Below are 18,988 nucleotides of genomic sequence, written 5' to 3' on the forward strand. Positions count from 1 at the left end.
TTTTTGTTTTAGTTATCAGATAATAATTCACCGGTTTCCTTGATCTTAATATCGGTACCCAAACGTTGTAGGTATGCAATTAAGGATACAATTTCACGGTCTCGCATTTCTATGAATTCTTCACCGTTTTCGGCAGCATATTTTTTGTCTGCCTCGTAAGATTTCGCAAAATCGGGATCACTATATAAGTTCTTTTCAATTTTTTCTGCCTGAGCATCCATTGACGCTTGGGCATTTGCAATATCCTCTACTTTATAAGGAACACCTAAAGTAACCATAGCTTCCATTTTTGCCTGTATGTCGCTTCTGTCGTGCTCATCTCTAACCAACCAAGCATATGCGGGCATGATAGAGCCAGATGATGTACTTTGCGGATCGTACATATGGTTCAAGTGCCAGTTGTCGGAGTATTTACCACCAACTCTCAATAAATCTGGACCTGTACGTTTACTACCCCAAAGGAATGGGTGGTCATAAACGAATTCACCTGCCTTGGCATATTCACCATAACGCTCTACCTCACTTCTAAACGGTCGAACCATTTGTGAGTGACAACTAACACAACCTTCACGAATATATAGGTCACGACCCTCTAGTTCTAATGGTGTATATGGTTTTACACTAGTAATGGTAGGTATGTTTGACTTTACCAAAATGGTAGGTACAATTTGTATGATACCACCGATCAAGATAGCTACTGTTGCTAAAATGGTCAATTGAATAGGTTTACGCTCTAACCAAGTATGAAAAGTTTCACCAGCGGTTCTACGTTTAGAAACTGTTGTAAGTGCTGCTGCTTCTGCCAGTTCATCTTCTATAACGCTACCAGCTTTAATAGTACGTACTACATTGTAGATCATAACACATGCGCCTACAATATATAGACTACCACCTATGGCACGCATCCAATACATTGGCATAATCTCGTTTACGGTTTCTAAGAAGTTACCATAAACCAACGTACCATCGGGGTTAAAATCTTTCCACATTAAGGCTTGGGTAAACCCGGCAACATACATCGGCAAAGCGTATAGAATAATACCTAGTGTACCGATCCAGAAATGAAAATTTGCCAAACCAATAGAGAATAATTTGTTCTTGGTCATTTTAGGTACCAAATAGTAGATCATACCAAAGGTCAAGAATCCGTTCCAAGCTAATGCACCTACGTGCACGTGAGCAATGATCCAATCGCTAAAGTGGGCAATTGCGTTTACATTTTTAAGTGAAAGCATTGGTCCTTCAAAAGTTGCCATACCATAACCGGTAATTGCAACGACCATAAATTTAAGAACAGGATCGGTACGTACTTTATCCCATGCACCTCTTAATGTTAGTAGACCGTTGATCATACCACCCCAAGATGGAGCCAGTAACATAATTGAAAAGGCAACCCCTAAATTTTGTGCCCAATCCGGTAAAGCAGAATATAGTAAGTGATGTGGACCCGCCCAGATATATATAAAAATCAATGACCAGAAATGTACTATAGATAATCTATAAGAGTATACTGGTCTGTTTGCAGCTTTAGGTACAAAATAGTACATAAGACCCAAGAAAGGTGTAGTCAAGAAAAATGCAACTGCATTATGACCGTACCACCACTGTACCAATGCATCTTGTACACCCGCATACACAGAGTAACTTTTAAATGCGGTTACAGGTAGCTCTAAACTATTGAAAATATGAAGTACGGCTACCGTAACGAAGGTTGCCAAATAAAACCAGATAGCCACATAAAGGTGACGCTGTCTTCTTTTGATCATGGTGCCTATTAGGTTAACACCAAATGCTACCCAAACCACTGCTATGGCTAAATCTATACGCCACTCAAGTTCGGCATATTCCTTTGAGCTTGTATAACCTAGCGGTAATGTAATTGCAGCTGCAACAATAATCAACTGCCATCCCCAAAAATTAAATTTGCTTAAAAAATCACTATACATACGTGCTTTCAATAGACGTTGTGTAGAGTAATATACTCCTGCATAAATAGCATTACCTACAAATGCAAAAATTACCGCGTTGGTGTGCAACGGGCGCAAGCGACCAAAACTTAACCATGATATGCCATCGGTTACATTGGGGAACATGAACATAAAGGCTAACAATAAGCCTACAGACATACCCACAATGCCCCAGAACATGGTTGCATAAAGGAAATTTTTCACGATTTTGTTATCGTAATAAAACTGCTGTACTTCCATAATTATACTTGTTTATTTAGTTGGATTTTATTTTTATTAAATGGAGAACAGAGAGAAAAGAAAATAGAGATGAGACTCCTATTAATTTGCATATGTTCCACCCGTTCATTTATTATTTCACTCTTCACTCTTCACTCTTCACTCTTCACTCTTCACTCTTCACGACATTTCCTGTTTCCTTCATAGGTTTCACCAGTTCATCTTCAAAAAGCATACGTACAGAAGGTGTGTAAGCATCATCATATTGTCCTTGCCTGACCGATACGATAAAAGCGACAAAAAAGATAATTGCCACCACAAGGCTAATTGCCAATAAAATATAAATAACACTCATACCTACCTGAATTATGGTGTAAAAATAAGAGGGTTGTCAACCTTAGAAAATGACAATTGTCATACTTTAAAAAAATTCTTAGAAAAGTAAAAAAGGTTAATAGGTTATGGGGTGATTTGATAGTTGTTAAGTATTGATTTTGTTAACTTTAACAGTCTGTGGAAATAGATGATATGAATAGTTTATTTGTTAAAAAAGCCGATAAATTTTTTGAAGTGATACGTTGTTAAACCAAAACGGTTGTTTCTTTAAAAAATAACATGGGCTTTGTGTTGCCCAAAACTGTTTTAAGAAAGTTTTCTGCCAATAAGGTTTGTCATTAGCGTAGTGAAAATAACGATGCTGATAGAGCTTAAAGGCATTAAAATAGCGGCTATTACTGGCTCTAGCTGTCCGGTAATGGCAAAATAAAGTCCTACACAGTTATAAAGTAAAGATAAAACAAAGCTCATTTTTATAATGCGCATTGCTTTTTTAGATGCAAGTATATAGCTGTAGAGTTGCTGAAATTTAGAGGCATCTAAAATGGCATCGCAAGCAGGGGAGAAGACATTGATATTTTCAGATATGGCAATGCCCACGTTACTTTGTGCCAAAGCTCCGGCATCATTTAATCCGTCGCCTACCATTAAAACTTTTTTACCTTGTTCTTGTAACGATTTTATGAAGTCTAGTTTTGTTTCTGGTTTTTGGTTAAAGTATAACGGAGTCATTTTTGGTAGTAATGCTTCTAAGCGTTCCTTTTCCCCTTCGTTATCACCAGAAAGTATGGCTAGATTCATTGATGCTGACATGTTTTTGAATACAGTTGAAAGTCCGTCACGATATTGATTTTGAAAAACATACCTTCCTTTATAGGCATCGTTAGAGCTGATGTATATAGAGGTATCCAATAGATTTTCTGAACTGCCTTTACCTACAAAATTGGCAGAGCCGATCTTCATGTTTATATCGTCTTTAGAGCTTTCAAGTCCTTTACCTACATGTTCTTCGTACTCGTCTAATGTAATGATATTCTGCTCTTTAAGTAGATCATATAAAGATCTGCTTAAAGGGTGGTTAGAAGCTCTTATAGTGTTCTTTAAAATAGATTCTTCTTCAGGAGATAATGGCATACCTTCATAATGGGCCGTACTTTTTTGAGAAGTGGTAATGGTACCCGTTTTATCAAAAATAGCAGTATCTATTTTTGACAAACGCTCAATAGTTTGGGTGTCTTTAATATAGAATTTCTTTTTACCGAAAATACGTAGCATATTACCCAAGGTAAATGGTGAGGCCAATGCTATGGCACACGGGCAAGCAATAATCAATACCGCTGTAAAAACGTTCATAGCTTTAGACGGATCATAGTAAAGCCAAAAAGCGGTTGCAATAAATGCAATAGAAAGTACGGCAATGGTAAAACGTTTACCAATGCTATCGGTAAGGTTTTGAAAAGTGGTTACCTTATCCGTTTTAAAAACAGCGTTGCCCCATAATTGGGTCAGGTAACTTTGAGAAACAGATTTTAAAGCAATCATTTCAATAACACCGTTCAGTTGCTTACCGCCTGCAAAAACTTGTTCTCCAATTTCTTTGGACACAGGTTCAGATTCGCCAGAAACAAAACTATAATCTATTTGTGCGTTACCATATACCAAAGTACCATCAACGGGAATCATCTCTTCATTACGGATCATTATTCTATCACCCTTTTCAATTTCCTGAACAGGTACGGTTTCTTCCTTACCTTTTAAATTTAGTCTGGTAATTGCAATAGGGAAGTATGATTTATAATCGCGCTCAAAAGATAAAAAGCTATAGGTTCTTTGTTGAAAAAATTTACCTAGTAGTAGAAAGAATACGAGTCCGGTAAGGGAATCGAAAAACCCGCTCCCCAAGTTAAAGGCGATGTCATACGTACTTCTTAAGAATAGTACTAAAATGCCAAGGGCAATAGGTACATCTATATTTAAAAGCTTAGCCCGTAACCCTTTATAAGCGGATACAAAATAATCCCATCCGGCATAGAAGACAACGGGTAGAGAAAAGATGAACATCATCCATCTAAATAAATCTTGATATTTGTTCAGCCAATACTCACCGCCAGAAGCAGCACTAGATCCAAGGTCAAAATAATCTGGAAAAGATAAAAACATCACATTACCAAAAGCAAAGCCGGCAACGCCAAGTTTATAAATCAGGCTACGATCCGTTATTTTCTTTTTACCTTCAAAGTCTTCTAGTGAAATATAAGGTTCATACCCTATTTTCGCTAAGAGCAAGACTAAGTTCTTTAAGCTGAAATCTTCATTTTTATAAGTAACCCTAATGGTTTTCTTTGGAAAATCTACCTGAGAGTTAGTAACGTGCTTGTTCAGTTTATTCAAATTCTCTAAAATCCAAATACATGAACTACAGTGAATAGTCGGTATATATAGGTTAATGATTTGAATATTACCGTCATTGAATTCTGTAAGTTTAGCTATGATTTCTTCATTATCCAAAAAATCATATTTTCCTTCAATGGCTTTAGGTGTAGAGCCTGCGGCTTCTTGTAGTTCATAATAATGAGATAGATCGTTTGTAGAGAAAATTTCATACACGGTTTTACAACCCGCACAACAAAATGATTTTTCATCAAATGTTATAAGCTGTCTATCACAAGGGTCACCGCAATGAAAACATGTATCTGCCTGCATAATTATTAACTAATATGATACAAAGGTGAAAATGAAACACTTTTTAAAATATGATAATTGTCACTTATTACAATTAGGGGCTTGTGTAATTTTGCTACATATTTAAAAATGTAGCCATGGAAAATAGATGTGAGAATTGTATCATTAGACAATTTAATTCACTCCGTGCATTGAACAAAGACGAATTAAAAAGGGTATCGGACGCTAAAATATCCAAGAAGATTAAAAAGGGAGAAGCTTTATTTATAGAGGGGCAAAAATTAGATGGCGTTTTTTGTGTTAGAAACGGTGTTTCAAAGTTGTCTAAATTAAGCAGCAATGGTAAAGAGCAAATTGTAAAATTGACCAATAAAGGCGAGATAATGGGGCAACGTTCTGTTATTGCTGAAGATTTTACCAATTTAAGTGCTATGGCCATAAATGATATGGAAGTTTGTTTTATACCAAAAGAAATAATATCCAATACCCTGAATACGAATCCTAATTTTTCTTTGGAAGTATTGCGTCATTTGGCTCATGACTTAAAAGAGGCAGATGATGTTATTGTGAATATGTCTCAGAAAACGGTAAAACAACGCCTAGCGGAAGCCTTTATATATTTAAAGAAAAATTACGGAGAAGATGAAAACGGATTTCTGTCATTGACCTTAAGTAGAGATGATTATGCCAATATAGTAGGGGCTGCAACCGAATCTTTAATACGTATGATTTCGGAGTTTAAGAAAAAGGGACTTATAAAGACAGAAGGGAAAAAGATCGGAGTTTTAGAAGAGGACATCTTACAAGAACTTGTAGATGGTTTTTAAATAATTGTCGAAGTTGATAAATGTCATAGTTTCAATTCATTGGTGAAACTACTTTTATAGTCAAATGATGAGCCTCATTTATGAAAAATATTTTAATACCGACCGATTTCTCGTTAGCAGCATGGAACGCAACAAAGTATGCCTTGCAATTGTTTGCAGAATCTGAATGTGTATTTTACTTCTTAAATGCCTACACACCAGAAATGCACAGTAATCGCTTAATGGCAGGTAGGGTATCGGATATGAACAAGGGTTGTTCTGCTAAATCCGCCTCAGAAAAAGGGTTGCGTAGAACGATACATCGTATTAAAAAAGAATACAGAAATGCGCTTCATCAATACACCGCTATTTCTACTTTTTCAATGTTGGTAGATGAAGTTGAAGAAGTGGTAGAAGATCGAAAAATTGATTATATCATTATGAGTGCTAGCGGTGGTGCTGATGATGAAACTATATTTTTTGGCAGAAATACGGTAAGAATATTAAATCATGGCTATCAGTGTCCTGTAATGGTAATTCCGCCAAGGGTTCCATTTGAAAATTTGCATTCCATCTCCGTCATTTCAGAACAAAATCATTTATTTAAGGGAGATGAATTAAACCCTGTGGTAAATTTGGCAAAGTATTTTAATAGCGCGATACAAATTGCGAGTATGCAAAATACAACTGATCAGATAATGGAATTACAGCAGATAAATCATCAAATTATTACTGATAAGTTAGGCGGCATCTCTCATGATTTTTACAAATTGGATACAGAAACTTCTTTAAGCCCTACTTTAAAAAGCTATGTTAATCATACTAACTGCCAATTGCTTGTTATGTCTAATAATGTAAACGGTTATCTAAGAAATTTATGTAATGATTATATCGTAGGTAGGTCTACATTTTGCTGTCATGTTCCTTTATTATCATTACAACTTGTTGAGAATAACACCAGTGTTAGCCGTTATAACCTTTTTTCTTAGTGTGGTTTAAAAGGTCTAAATCGTAATTTTTTGAATATTACTTTATAGTTTGGGTAATGCTATCTATTATTTCTAAATATCTTTAGCATCAGATAAACTATAATTTGTACTAAAAGTGAGCGCGGTAAACGAAAAAAAAGTAGCAGCATTAGAGGCGGTAAAATATGTAAAGTCAGGAATGACAGTTGGACTAGGGACAGGTTCTACGGCATTTTTTATGATTGAAGCAATTGGTGAAATGGTGCAAAACGGCATGGAAATCAAAGCCGTGGCAACTTCCAACGAAACAGAGAAACTAGCAACTAAGCTGGGTATTGATGTAATAACACTTGCAGAAGCAAAAAGGCTGGATGTTACCATAGATGGTGCAGATGAGGTTGATGAAGATTTTCAATTGATCAAAGGAGGAGGCGGAGCATTATTACGCGAAAAAATCGTTGCCCATAATTCTAATTTGAATATTATAATTGCAGATTCCTCTAAAAGTGTTTCTAAACTGGGTAAGTTCAAGTTACCTGTTGAGACCATACCGTTCGCAACCCAATTGATTATTGAAGAATTGAGAGGTATAGGCTTAAGCCCGGTACAACGAAAGAACGGCAATGACGACTATAAGACCGATGAGAACAACGATATTGTTGATATTGATATTTGGGACACTGATATAACGTTGACCGATTTAGAGCAACAATTAAAAACCATACCCGGTATAGTAGAAACCGGTTTATTCTTGACTTCAACTGATTTGGTAATTATAGGAAAAGGGGACCAGGCTATGGTGAAAAAGAGATAGCGATTAGGCTTTTTATATACTGTCTGAATAAACATATACAGGTAAAACCAATCACAGGTTACGGTTTTCTGTACTTTGAACTGTATTCATTTTAGCATCCACATGTCATAGGTTTGATGTTGAAAGAGCTGAAAATGCTTTTTTTCAAGGATACAGAATGTCTATATAATGTGATATTACTTTTTAAGATGATAAAGACTGTTGTGTGCATTTCACATTTGGGTACATTTCTTTTCAAATCCCATAAAAGAAAAATCAACTAGTACTAACTGGTAACTCCTTAATTTATAGGAGCTAAACTGCTATAGAGTCAAAATCAAGAAGATATTGCATTTTCCGAAAACCCTTTCGAGAGAGGTATTGTGTTAATTAAGAAGTAATCAGCGGTTTAATACTTGAATACTATAGAATTATGTTAGTTGAAATATTTTAATTAGCGCCTATTATAAAGTATCTTTGGGGGAGAATTTTGTAGATAGTAAAATAAACACGAACCTGAAAAATAATCTAATAATATAATGAACAAGGAACTAGATCAATTAGCAGCCGACAATATAAGGGCATTAGCTGTAGCGATGGTAGAAAAGGCAAATTCTGGACACCCAGGTGGGCCAATGGGAGGAGCAGACTACATGCACATTTTATATTCTGAATTTTTCAACTACGATCCTTCTGATATGAAATGGCCTTTCCGTGACCGTTTTTTCATGGATGCAGGGCACTTATCTACTTTAATGTACGCTCAGTATTATCTTTTGGGTAATTACTCTAAAGACGATGTATCTAATTTTAGACAATGGGGATCGGTAACTCCTGGTCACCCAGAAGTTGATGTTGCAAGAGGTATTGAAAATACATCCGGTCCTTTAGGTCAAGGTCATACCATGGGTGTTGGTGCAGCAGTAGCCGCTAATTTCTTGAAGGCACGTTTTGGAGATTGGATGAACCATAAGATATATGGTTTTATTTCTGATGGAGGTGTACAAGAGGAAATCTCTCAGGGTGCAGGTAGAATTGCAGGTCACTTAGGCTTAAGCAACTTTATCATGTTCTACGATTCTAACGATGTTCAATTATCATCAAAAACAGATGAGGTAACTTCAGAAGATACTGCCAAGAAATATGAAGCATGGGGATGGAAAGTAGTAACTATTGACGGTCATGATCATGATCAAATAAGAAAAGCACTTACCGATGCCAATGCAGAAACAGAAAAACCAACTTTAATAATCGGTGAAACGATTATGGGTAAAGGTTGTGTAACTGCAGATGGTACTCCGTATGAAGGGTATACAGAACTACACGGTAAGCCAATTGGCAATACAGGTGCAGATTATGAGAAAACCTTGGCTAATTTAGGTGCAGATGTAGATAACCCTTTTGATATTTATTCAAAAGTAGAGGAGTACTACGAAGGCATTATCAATAAGAAGAAAGACGAAGCACAGGCTAAGAAAAGAGAGATTGATGCATGGCGTTCAGAAAATGCTGAGCTTTCTGCAAAATTAGATGGTTTCTTAGAAGGTAAATTACCAAACCTAGACTTCAGTTCTATCGAGCAAAAAGAAGGTCAGGCTACAAGAGCGGCTTCATCTAATGTATTGGCTTACTTGGCGCAGAATGTAGAGAATATGATCGTATCGTCTGCAGATTTATCGAACAGTGATAAAACAGACGGGTTCTTAAAGAAAACCAGTGTATTAAAGAAAGGTGATTTCTCTGGAGCATTTTTACAGGCTGGGGTTGCTGAATTGACCATGGCGACTATGGCAAACGGTATTGCGCTTCACGGCGGGGTAATGGCAGTAGTAGCAACATTCTTTGTATTTTCTGATTATATGAAGCCAGCAATTCGTTTAAGCTGTATTCAAGAATTACCGGTGAAGTTTGTTTGGACACATGATGCCTTTAGAGTAGGAGAGGACGGACCAACACACCAACCAATTGAGCAAGAAGCTCAAATACGTCTGTTAGAGAAATTAAAGAACCATAGCCACGAGCAAAGTTTCGTAGCGTTGCGTCCTGCAGATTCTCAAGAAACCAACGTAGCTTGGAAAATGGCAATGGAAAACCAAAAAACTCCTACCGGACTTATTTTATCTAGACAAGGTATTGGCGATGTACCTGCAAAAAGCGGTAATCGCTATGAGGAAGCTTTAAACGCTGAAAAAGGAGGTTACTTGGTACAAGAAGTAGCCGATCCAGATATTATCTTGATTGCGAACGGTTCTGAGGTTTCTACTTTGGTAGCGGCGACAAAATTATTGGAGGAGAAAGAAGGTTTGAAAGTGAACATCGCATCTATTCCGTCAGAAGGTATATTTAGACAACAGTCAGAAGCATACCAAGAAGCAGTGATTCCGCCAAACAAACCAGTATTCGGCCTTACGGCAGGTCTACCTGTAAACTTGGAAGGATTAGCGGGACCAAACGGAAAAGTATTCGGTTTAGAGCATTTCGGTTATTCTGCACCGGCAACGGTACTTGACGAGAAATTCGGATTTACGGGAGAGCAAGTATACCAACAAGTAGTAGATTTTTTAAAGTAAATAATCTTTAGGGGATGCCCAAAAGACATTCATAATAAATTTAAACTAAGACGATATGAAATTTTTTATAGATACAGCGAATTTAGACGAGATCAAAGAAGCTCAAGATATGGGTATTTTAGATGGGGTTACAACAAACCCATCTTTAATGGCTAAAGAAGGCATTACAGGTGCAGACAATATATTGGCACATTACAAGAAAATTTGTGATGTAGTTGACGGTGACGTAAGTGCAGAGGTTATTTCAACAGATTACGAAGGTATGATCGCAGAAGGCGAGAAGTTGGTTAAAATTAGCCCGCAGATTGTAATTAAAGTACCTATGATCAAAGAAGGAGTAAAAGCGATCAAGTATTTCTCTGATAAAGGATATAGAACTAACTGTACGTTAGTATTCTCTTCTGGTCAAGCATTATTGGCTGCGAAAGCAGGTGCTACATACGTATCGCCTTTCATTGGTCGTTTAGATGATATCTCAACAGACGGATTAGGATTGATTGCAGATATTCGTATGATTTATGATAACTACGGTTACCAAACTGAAATATTAGCAGCATCTGTACGTCACGTAATGCATATTATAGACTGTGCTAAAATTGGAGCTGATGTTATGACCGGTGGTTTAAGTTCAATTACCGGACTATTAAAGCACCCATTAACTGATAGCGGTTTGGCAAAGTTCTTGGCAGATTACCAAAAAGGAAACTAAATCGTAAGATTTAATCAATTTAATATTAAAAACCATCACTGAAAAGTGATGGTTTTTTTGTTTTATATTAGTAGGGATATAAAAGATATATGTGCAATTGTGCACATATAAGATTGTTGCCACCAATTTGAAAAATGAAACTCACGACAATAATATTTACATCATTTTTGATATTAAGTTGTAATCAAAACACGAAAAATAATAACCAAATGGGAATATTTGACAAACTTTTTGGAAAGAAAGAATCAACCAAAAAAGAAACACCAAAAAATTATAATCAAGAAATTGAGAAAACGAGTGAAATGTTGGACGAAACAATATTTTGGAATATAGTCGACTCTTCAGTAAAGAATACTAAAAATAAAAATGCTCAAGAAAGGTTTTTAGTCAAAGAAATTGAAAAATTGACACCAAAACAAATGATTGGTTTCCGATTAAGAACTGACAAACTTCTTTACGATACTTATAACTCTGAAATGTGGTGTGCTGGATATATAATGAATGGTGGTTGTTCGGACGATGGGTTTGAATATTTTAGAAATTGGATTATATCACGAGGAAAAGACACATATTATAAAGCAAAGGAAAATCCAGACAGTTTAATTTCGGAATTTGTAGAAGGCGAAGAATATTATGATTTTGAAAGTTTTTGGTATGTTGCATTAACTGCGTTTGAAAATAAAACAGGGAAAGAACTATACGATTATATATCTGATGATTTCAAAACTAACGAAGGGAATTATCCGAATTTTGAGTTTACTTGGAAAGAGGAAGAACCTGAAACTATGAAAGCGATTTGCCCGAAGTTATTTGAGAAAATGTGGAATTAAAAACTGGTGGCAACACCGTATATAATTTATTGCTAGTTCTAGCCTACTTACGAAAATCCTCACGGATTTTCTTTTCAGTTTTTATTTGCTAAATTACGTGCTAAACCACGCAACAAACCATATACAAACACGTTAACGAACATTTTGACCCGTCCTGAAATATGTATACAAAACACTTCAAGTATATGTATAAAAATGATGGATATGTAAAACGCTATAGTGAGAGCTTCAAGCTCAAAGTCTTGGCAGAACTTACCAAAGGAAACCATTCAAAAAGACAAATTGCATTAACTTACGGTATACAATCCAGTACTATAAACGTATGGATCAAGAAGTATGACCGTAAAGATTTAATGAACACCCGTGTAACCGTGCAAACAGACGACGAACTTTCCCGTATCAAAGCCCTTCAAAAAGAGTTGAAACAACTTAAGGACCTTCTTATTAAAAAGGACCTGGACAAACTGGTGACCGATAGCTATCTCGAGGTAGCTGCCGAGAACCTGGGCTATAGAGATGTTGAAGAATTAAAAAAAAACTTAAACATAAAGCCTTGATGAAAGTAGCACCGATAAACCGTAATGAAAGGCTGTATTCAATTGGTACTATCTGTAATGCCTTTGATCTGAAAAGAGATGCCTATTACAAATACCAAAAACGTTTTGTTATCAAAAAACAGATAGAACGGGATATAATCGAACTTGTTCGGAAAAGCAGAAGAACACTACCTAGAGAAGGTACCAGGAAACTCATGAGATCATTAAAAGATGAGTTTCATAAGTACGACTTAAAAGTAGGCAGAGACCAGCTGTTCCGTATCCTAAGAGAAAATCGATTGCTCATTAGAAGAAAGAAATACTCCTCTAGAACCACCAATTCATATCACCGCTTTTACAAGTATGGCAATATCATAAAAGACTTGAAAATCAATAGACCCAATCAAGTATGGGCTTCCGACATAACCTATATCAGAACCATTAAAGGATTCTGTTACCTAGCATTGATAACGGACATGTACTCACGTAAAATCGTTGGATATGACCTAAGTGATAGCCTAGAACTAAAAGGTTGTGTCAGAGCTTTAAATAAGGCTATTTACAATGCCAAGAACATTGACCGACTTATTCATCACTCGGACAGAGGTATTCAATATTGCAGTAATGTCTATACCCAAATACTAAAAAGAAAGAAAATCAAGATCAGTATGACCGAAGAAAACCATTGCTACGAAAACGCCCTGGCCGAAAGGGTAAACGGTATTCTAAAAGATGAATTTTTTCTTGACCAGACATTTACCAGTGTGGTTCATGCTAAAAAAGCAGCCAAAAATGCAATCAAACTATACAACTCTAAAAGATTGCATTTATCTTTAGATTATAAAACACCTAATTACGTGCATCAATATGCCGCCTAAAACTAATATTAACCTGTAGCCGTATTTTAGGACGTGACATTTGATAAAAATAGAACTATGAATAAGATTTTTACAATATTACTATTGTCTTTTTTGATCATTTCTTGTAATAAAAGTAATGAAAAAACCAAAGTACTTTTCATTACAACCAACGTTAATGAAATGAAAAATGAACCAAATGGAACTTATTTAATTGAATTGGCAATTCCTTTCAATAAATTCTCTGAAAAAAATCTTGAAATTGATATTGTATCGCCGAAAGGAGGAAAAATCCCAATTTATCATAGCGGAGATACAACAAGTTTAGTTAAATCAATCATCAAAAGTAAATTATTCAAAAAGAAAACGGAAAATAGTTTAAAACCAATAGAAATAAATCCTGAGGAATATTCGACTGTTATAATTCCAGGAGGATATGGACAATTTTGGGACACTCATAAAAATGCAGACATTCTTCGTGTAATATCGGAAATATATGATTCAGGTGGAATTATTGGGACAATCGGTCACGGAACTGCTACACTTATCGATGTGAAATTAAAATCAGGTGAATATCTGGTAAAAAACAAAACAATGACAAGTTTTCCTACGTGGAATGAAAAAAATATAATGAAACAATCAGATTATGGAAAGTTGTTACCTTATGATATGGAAACCGAATTAAAAAAAAGAGGTGCTAATCTAAAAGTATATAATCACGAAAAGAAAACAAATTATGAAATCGTTGATTCTGAAAATAGACTAATTACAGCCTCTTTTGCAAATAGCGGGAAATTTGTAGCTGATGAAGTTCTGAAATTGATTAGTAAAACAGAATAAAAACGGCTTACAACACGGTGTATAAAACATAGCTAATAAGTGCTTAATCGAAAGGTTTGTGCTTATTTACTAAGACCGCCAAATTTTTAATTTGGCTTTTAAAAAGAGAAAAATTAAAACAAAATATAAAAATTCGGCTCTGTGTTAATCCGAAAAGTTAGTGTCTTTTTGCACGCTACGTTCCATACTCAAATACGTTAAGTGTAATTAAAACCAAATGAAATATTGGATATTCATAATTCTCATAACTATCGATTGCTCGAATAAAATGAACACAGAATCCATTCCCTATAACAATCAATTGAAAAAATTGAATTTTCAAGATATTGAATTCAATAGAATTTCATTTGAAAGAATTCCAGAACTTGACTTTAAAGATTATTCTGATCACAAAAGGGCAACATCAAGAAACTACAAAGCTTATGACAAAATGGGGTTTAGGGATATTTTATTGGAGCGATTATCAGGCGAATTAGAAAATAAGGTTTTAAAATTATTCATTATTACACCGAAAAGCGATCGATTACCTTATGATGCTTTTGCTTATTTGTCTAACAAAGAAATAGTTGCTATGCATTTTGAAAATAAAGGTAATTTTAAATTATGGATGGATTTCATATTTGAAAATCAATATCAAACACTTGAGGAATATAAGAATAATGGTCAATTTGAAAGGCAACCAGAACTTAATCCTAATCCACAGTTTATGCTTACTTTAGGTAAAGGACAATTTTCACAGAAATGGGTAAATTCTGGTATGTTGATAGATAATAAACCTTATGAAAATATGGGAGTTTATTTATATAAAAATGCACCTAAACAATACCAAGAAGCAAAAATTGCCAAAGAAAAACAGAATTATATTAAAAAATACATTCGAACGGAATTACCCCAATTTGACGAAGAAAGATTATTTGCCTTGTGGAAACAGTTGGTAGATGTTGAAGTATCTAAACCTATTGAAATTTCAAATTACTCAAAAGAATACCAAGAGTTTAAAGAACTTACAGAATTTGATTTTCCAGAAAACCTTAAAACGTTTTATCAAATACCCAATGCTCGTTTGAATAGTAACGGATTTAACCTGATGACACTTAATGAAATTATAGAGGAATGGAAAAATTGGAAAAAAATTTATGATGACCCTAACTGGATGCTTGTCGATTTGACAGGAAACAACTCTGCCGATGGCAGAAAAACTATAGGAATGTACACCAATCCTTATTGGATTCCTTTTATGACAGATGGTGGAGGTAATTTTGTAGCTATGGACTTTGCACCTGGTAGCAAAGGCACATCTGGACAAATCATAGCCTTTGGAGCAGATGAGATAAAAATTAGATGTTTAGCAGAAAATCTAACTGATTTTTTGCAACAAATAAATGACGGCAAAGATGTTTTAAATAATGGTTTTGAAAAATAATTTTGTTTAATACGGTACATAAATATAAGCGGTTTAAAAGATAAATGAGTATTTAAAAGAAAACAAAAGTCAGTGCAAAACCGAAAGGCTTTTGAGTATAAATCCGCTATTGCTCATTTATTTAAACACTAGAAAAAATTAGAATACAATACGCAATAGACATAGATTTAAGAATTACTATAGGCATAAGCCTTTTAAGAGTTCTTGACTAGGTTCTGTTGGTTTGGGCAAATAGAGTAACCCCTTGGGAATGGATTGGAACCAAGCTAAAACGCTTTTCTATACAGCTCGAAAATGGACAAAGTGTTTAAAAAATATAGGCTTAAATTTTAAACTCAAAGTGGGTGTATTTTAAGAAATAAGTCTAAGTTTAAATGGTAATCGAATAGTAAGATCTTTCTACTTTTATACTAACTTTTAACAATTATTAGCACTATACTTTAGATAATATGAGAAAAGTATTAGTGTCACTAAAAACCATAAACTGGTCTAATAATTCTTGTAAGCATATTTGATTTTTCACAACGACTTTTAAGTGAATATTTTGATTGCCCGTTATTCTATGTGCTTCCTTAATTTCTTTAAAATCATTTATTTTTTCAAGGACATTTTTGAGTTGACCAGGAAAAACTTTCAAGAGAATAAAAGCTTCTATATCGTTTCCAAGTTTTTTATGGTCTAATTGTATACTATATTTTTTAATTATTTCATGTTCTTCCAATTTTTGAACCCTATCTCTTACAGCTGATGGAGATAAATTCACTTTTCTGCCTAAATCAGCAAAGGACAATCGTGAATTTTCTTTTAAAATATCAATAAGTTGTAAATCTATATCGTCTACCATTGAATCAATCTATATTTTATTTAAAATAAACGTAATCGACTGTAAATATAAATAATTACAAATTAATCGATTTTTGGCTCTAAGGGCTATATAATACATTTGTATCAAACCTAAAATGTATGAGTATAGTACTAATCTTTGAAAACAAAGACCCTAAACCTTGGAAAAAGGCATTAAAGAAAAAATTACCGAATGCTACAATTGAAGTATACCCAAATGTAAAGAATAAAGAGACAGTGGATTTTGTAATATGTTGGAAGCCGATCAAACATGTGTTCGAGCAGTTTCCCAATATAAAAATTATCCAATCCGTAGGCGCTTCAATTCAGCATATTACTGCTTCGCAGAAAATTAATAGCGAAAATATAATTACACGTATAGTTGATGAAAGGTTATCAAACGATATGTGGGAATTTTTACTCGCCATTGTTCTGTTAGATTTAAAAAATGCCAAAACTTATATACAACAGCAAGCAGCGAATACTTGGAAACAGCATAACTATAAAACTATAGATGAAACGACCATCTCTATTTTGGGTTTAGGAAAAATTGGAGGTTATGTTGCTGAAAAATTTGCGCAAGTAGGTTTTCGTGTCAAAGGTTGGAGTACCTCTAAAAAACAGATTACAAATGTAGAAAGTTATAGTGGAGAAAGTGAATTTGTTTCGTTTTTAGATAATTCAAATTATCTAATTAATCTATTGCCGTTAACTGATAAAACCAAAGGGATTTTAAATAAAAACGTTTTTCAAAAATTACCCAAAGGTTCATTTCTAATTAATGTTGGTAGAGGAGAACATGTAGTTGATGCTGATTTAATAGATGCACTTGATGATGCTATATTATCTGGGGCGTTTTTAGATGTTTTTGTAAACGAGCCTTTGTCTAAAGAACATAGGTTTTGGAGGCATCCAAAAATTCAAATAACACCGCATGTAGCAAGCTTAACAAATGTAGAAACAGCTACAGAGCAAATTACCGAAAATTACAAGTTGTTTTTGAAAAATGAAGAATTAAGAAACGTAGTATCATTAAAAAAAGGATATTAAGATTATGGAAACAAAATTTCATCTTGCTTTTAAAGTAAAGGATATAAAAAGTACCATTAAATTTTATCATATTGTTTTAGGATGTGAATTAGGTAGGCAAACAGAGAGCTGGGTTGACTTTAATTTTTTCGGACACCAATTGTCTGCACATGTATCAGATAATATACCTAATCTAGACTATTGTGGAAGAGTGGAAGACTTAAAGGTTCCTATTCCGCATTTTGGTTGTATTGTAAATAATACGATTTTTAAGGTCATAAAAGATAGATTAGAGAAACATGACATTGCGTTTATAATAAAACCACAGAAGAGATATCAAAATAAAAAAGGAGAGCAACAAACCTTGTTTATTTTAGACTATAGTAATAACCCGTTGGAATTTAAGAGTTTTGTAGATAATGACTATATTTTTGAATGACAATTACCTACAGATTACAAAAAAAAACTTTGGGCTTTTATGTTAAACCTAGAGTTTTTTGAATAGTGATTAAGCGACTGTTGTATGAAGTTTAAATTTTATAAAATGTATCATTTCAACAACATATACAATAGAAGCGAATTGCTTTTTAACTGGTTCAAGTTTCTTTTAATTAACTTTATAGATGTTTTGTAAAAAAGCTAAAAAAAATATAATTGTATCATGGAATTTGACCGAACCGGAATAATATTATATACTCTTGAATACAAAAAATGTGTCGATTTTTATGAAAATATTTTAGGTCTTAAAAGAATGTTTGTGAGTGAAAATCTAACTTGTTTTAAATTCGGACAAGCATATTTGATGGTGGAATTGGATGATGAATATAACGGACAAAAAACTGGAACGGAACGGGCAAAAATGTGTTTGCGCATGAATGTCCCAAACGTAAAAATACTTGCGGACAAATTGACTTCGAACAATATAACGGTGGACTATCAAGAACATTCGTGGGGTACAATAGCAAAATTCCTAGACCCTGATGGTAATTTATGTGCATTTAAAGACAGTTCTACATTCGAAAAACAAGTCTTGGATTATAAGTAAATGGACTTTACTCGGACGGAAAAGCCAGTTTACAATACACCCTATAAACAATACGGGTTTCGGGCTTAAACGCCAAGGTCTGTGTATACCTGCCTGCCGGCAGGCAGGTTTATAGTGTCGCCAAATCTTTGGGATCTCGCTTTACAGAAAAAAACAAAACCAAAAGATTTCGCTATGTGTGGGGCGGAAAGCAAACGCTAGTTTGCTCCCGTACTATTCATAGCCAAACCATACAGATCAATAACCAAACATAAAAGTGCTGATACGAATTAAGTAGAATTTACAAGGTGTATGCTTATGTAAGTTTTAAGTTACAATAGGGGTATAGCGCTTAAAAAAATGAAAACCTTATTTTTGGTTGCTACAATACGCATTATTAAGCGGTTATGGATAATAGCTTTGTTATACCTCTACTTAGAAGAACTGTGAAGGATATTATCGTTTTCAGAAATACAAGTTTAGTTGTATTTTGCAAAGATGAAATTATTTGTAGTGCTCAATATTTTATGTACTTCAATGCTAATTTCGTTGATAA

The 18,988-nt window shown here is 34.4% G+C and carries 17 protein-coding genes; 13 read left to right on the top strand and 4 right to left on the bottom strand.

The window, feature by feature from the left end; translation table 11 throughout:
- Nucleotides 1–8: 8 nt before the first annotated feature.
- The 3 genes from ccoN to SJY30_RS02520 all read right to left on the bottom strand — a co-directional run bounded on the left by ccoN (nucleotide 9) and on the right by SJY30_RS02520 (nucleotide 5,225).
- Nucleotides 9–2,207, bottom strand: a complete 2,199-nt coding sequence (gene ccoN, locus SJY30_RS02510; RefSeq protein ID WP_396634045.1) for a cytochrome-c oxidase, cbb3-type subunit I — start codon at nucleotides 2,205–2,207, stop codon at nucleotides 9–11.
- 145 nt (nucleotides 2,208–2,352) lie between these two features.
- Nucleotides 2,353–2,541, bottom strand: a complete 189-nt coding sequence (gene ccoS, locus SJY30_RS02515; protein ID WP_396634046.1) for a cbb3-type cytochrome oxidase assembly protein CcoS — start codon at nucleotides 2,539–2,541, stop codon at nucleotides 2,353–2,355.
- 287 nt (nucleotides 2,542–2,828) lie between these two features.
- The gene (locus SJY30_RS02520) at nucleotides 2,829–5,225 is read right to left on the bottom strand and encodes a heavy metal translocating P-type ATPase (RefSeq protein WP_396634047.1); all 2,397 of its coding nucleotides are present in this window, start codon (nucleotides 5,223–5,225) and stop codon (nucleotides 2,829–2,831) included.
- 116 nt (nucleotides 5,226–5,341) lie between these two features.
- On the opposite strand from SJY30_RS02520, the gene SJY30_RS02525 reads away from it, so the two are divergent.
- From SJY30_RS02525 to SJY30_RS02570, 10 genes are all read left to right on the top strand, one after another.
- Complete coding sequence (locus SJY30_RS02525) at nucleotides 5,342–6,031, top strand: Crp/Fnr family transcriptional regulator (RefSeq protein WP_396634048.1); 690 nt, start codon at nucleotides 5,342–5,344, stop codon at nucleotides 6,029–6,031.
- A gap of 80 nt (nucleotides 6,032–6,111) precedes the next feature.
- Nucleotides 6,112–6,999 (top strand): universal stress protein, encoded by an 888-nt coding sequence (locus SJY30_RS02530; RefSeq protein ID WP_396634049.1) that lies wholly within the window; start codon nucleotides 6,112–6,114, stop codon nucleotides 6,997–6,999.
- Between the two features lie 115 nt (nucleotides 7,000–7,114).
- On the top strand, nucleotides 7,115–7,792 hold the full coding sequence (gene rpiA, locus SJY30_RS02535) for a ribose-5-phosphate isomerase RpiA (protein WP_396634050.1): 678 nt from the start codon (nucleotides 7,115–7,117) through the stop codon (nucleotides 7,790–7,792).
- 518 nt (nucleotides 7,793–8,310) lie between these two features.
- A complete protein-coding gene (locus SJY30_RS02540) occupies nucleotides 8,311–10,341 on the top strand; it encodes a transketolase family protein (RefSeq protein ID WP_396634051.1) in 2,031 nt (676 codons plus the stop codon).
- Nucleotides 10,342–10,396: 55 nt separating this feature from the next.
- Nucleotides 10,397–11,050: a fructose-6-phosphate aldolase gene (fsa, locus tag SJY30_RS02545; RefSeq protein ID WP_036155370.1), complete on the top strand. Its 654-nt coding sequence runs from the start codon at nucleotides 10,397–10,399 to the stop codon at nucleotides 11,048–11,050.
- Nucleotides 11,051–11,184: 134 nt separating this feature from the next.
- Nucleotides 11,185–11,880 (top strand): DUF4240 domain-containing protein, encoded by a 696-nt coding sequence (locus tag SJY30_RS02550; RefSeq protein ID WP_396634052.1) that lies wholly within the window; start codon nucleotides 11,185–11,187, stop codon nucleotides 11,878–11,880.
- 185 nt (nucleotides 11,881–12,065) lie between these two features.
- A complete protein-coding gene (locus SJY30_RS02555) occupies nucleotides 12,066–12,437 on the top strand; it encodes a transposase (RefSeq protein ID WP_024479941.1) in 372 nt (123 codons plus the stop codon).
- The gene (locus SJY30_RS02560) at nucleotides 12,437–13,294 is read left to right on the top strand and encodes an IS3 family transposase (protein WP_396632138.1); all 858 of its coding nucleotides are present in this window, start codon (nucleotides 12,437–12,439) and stop codon (nucleotides 13,292–13,294) included. Before SJY30_RS02555 ends, SJY30_RS02560 begins: the two co-directional genes overlap by 1 nt.
- A gap of 57 nt (nucleotides 13,295–13,351) precedes the next feature.
- Entirely contained in the window at nucleotides 13,352–14,113 is a 762-nt protein-coding gene (locus SJY30_RS02565) for a DJ-1/PfpI family protein (protein WP_396634053.1), read from the top strand.
- A 268-nt stretch (nucleotides 14,114–14,381) separates the two neighbouring features.
- A complete protein-coding gene (locus tag SJY30_RS02570) occupies nucleotides 14,382–15,536 on the top strand; it encodes an SMI1/KNR4 family protein (RefSeq protein WP_396634054.1) in 1,155 nt (384 codons plus the stop codon).
- A gap of 433 nt (nucleotides 15,537–15,969) precedes the next feature.
- Here SJY30_RS02570 and SJY30_RS02575 read toward each other — a convergent pair whose 3' ends face one another.
- On the bottom strand, nucleotides 15,970–16,380 hold the full coding sequence (locus SJY30_RS02575) for an Lrp/AsnC family transcriptional regulator (RefSeq protein ID WP_396634055.1): 411 nt from the start codon (nucleotides 16,378–16,380) through the stop codon (nucleotides 15,970–15,972).
- A gap of 119 nt (nucleotides 16,381–16,499) precedes the next feature.
- On the opposite strand from SJY30_RS02575, the gene SJY30_RS02580 reads away from it, so the two are divergent.
- From SJY30_RS02580 to SJY30_RS02590, 3 genes are all read left to right on the top strand, one after another.
- On the top strand, nucleotides 16,500–17,429 hold the full coding sequence (locus tag SJY30_RS02580) for an NAD(P)-dependent oxidoreductase (protein WP_396634056.1): 930 nt from the start codon (nucleotides 16,500–16,502) through the stop codon (nucleotides 17,427–17,429).
- A gap of 4 nt (nucleotides 17,430–17,433) precedes the next feature.
- Complete coding sequence (locus SJY30_RS02585) at nucleotides 17,434–17,847, top strand: VOC family protein (RefSeq protein ID WP_396634057.1); 414 nt, start codon at nucleotides 17,434–17,436, stop codon at nucleotides 17,845–17,847.
- A gap of 222 nt (nucleotides 17,848–18,069) precedes the next feature.
- Nucleotides 18,070–18,453 (top strand): VOC family protein, encoded by a 384-nt coding sequence (locus tag SJY30_RS02590; protein ID WP_396634058.1) that lies wholly within the window; start codon nucleotides 18,070–18,072, stop codon nucleotides 18,451–18,453.
- Nucleotides 18,454–18,988: the final 535 nt, after the last annotated feature.

This window comes from Maribacter sp. R86514 (assembly GCF_044597005.1).
In the GTDB taxonomy this organism is placed as follows: domain Bacteria; phylum Bacteroidota; class Bacteroidia; order Flavobacteriales; family Flavobacteriaceae; genus Maribacter.

Coding starts and splice junctions, on each gene's coding strand:
- ccoN (WP_396634045.1), bottom strand. CDS start 2,207: ATGGAAGTACAGCAGTTTTATTACGATAACAAAATCGTGAAAAATTTC.
- ccoS (WP_396634046.1), bottom strand. CDS start 2,541: ATGAGTGTTATTTATATTTTATTGGCAATTAGCCTTGTGGTGGCAATT.
- SJY30_RS02520 (WP_396634047.1), bottom strand. CDS start 5,225: ATGCAGGCAGATACATGTTTTCATTGCGGTGACCCTTGTGATAGACAG.
- SJY30_RS02525 (WP_396634048.1), top strand. CDS start 5,342: ATGGAAAATAGATGTGAGAATTGTATCATTAGACAATTTAATTCACTC.
- SJY30_RS02530 (WP_396634049.1), top strand. CDS start 6,112: ATGAAAAATATTTTAATACCGACCGATTTCTCGTTAGCAGCATGGAAC.
- SJY30_RS02540 (WP_396634051.1), top strand. CDS start 8,311: ATGAACAAGGAACTAGATCAATTAGCAGCCGACAATATAAGGGCATTA.
- fsa (WP_036155370.1), top strand. CDS start 10,397: ATGAAATTTTTTATAGATACAGCGAATTTAGACGAGATCAAAGAAGCT.
- SJY30_RS02550 (WP_396634052.1), top strand. CDS start 11,185: ATGAAACTCACGACAATAATATTTACATCATTTTTGATATTAAGTTGT.
- SJY30_RS02555 (WP_024479941.1), top strand. CDS start 12,066: ATGTATAAAAATGATGGATATGTAAAACGCTATAGTGAGAGCTTCAAG.
- SJY30_RS02560 (WP_396632138.1), top strand. CDS start 12,437: ATGAAAGTAGCACCGATAAACCGTAATGAAAGGCTGTATTCAATTGGT.
- SJY30_RS02565 (WP_396634053.1), top strand. CDS start 13,352: ATGAATAAGATTTTTACAATATTACTATTGTCTTTTTTGATCATTTCT.
- SJY30_RS02570 (WP_396634054.1), top strand. CDS start 14,382: ATGAACACAGAATCCATTCCCTATAACAATCAATTGAAAAAATTGAAT.
- SJY30_RS02575 (WP_396634055.1), bottom strand. CDS start 16,380: ATGGTAGACGATATAGATTTACAACTTATTGATATTTTAAAAGAAAAT.
- SJY30_RS02580 (WP_396634056.1), top strand. CDS start 16,500: ATGAGTATAGTACTAATCTTTGAAAACAAAGACCCTAAACCTTGGAAA.
- SJY30_RS02585 (WP_396634057.1), top strand. CDS start 17,434: ATGGAAACAAAATTTCATCTTGCTTTTAAAGTAAAGGATATAAAAAGT.
- SJY30_RS02590 (WP_396634058.1), top strand. CDS start 18,070: ATGGAATTTGACCGAACCGGAATAATATTATATACTCTTGAATACAAA.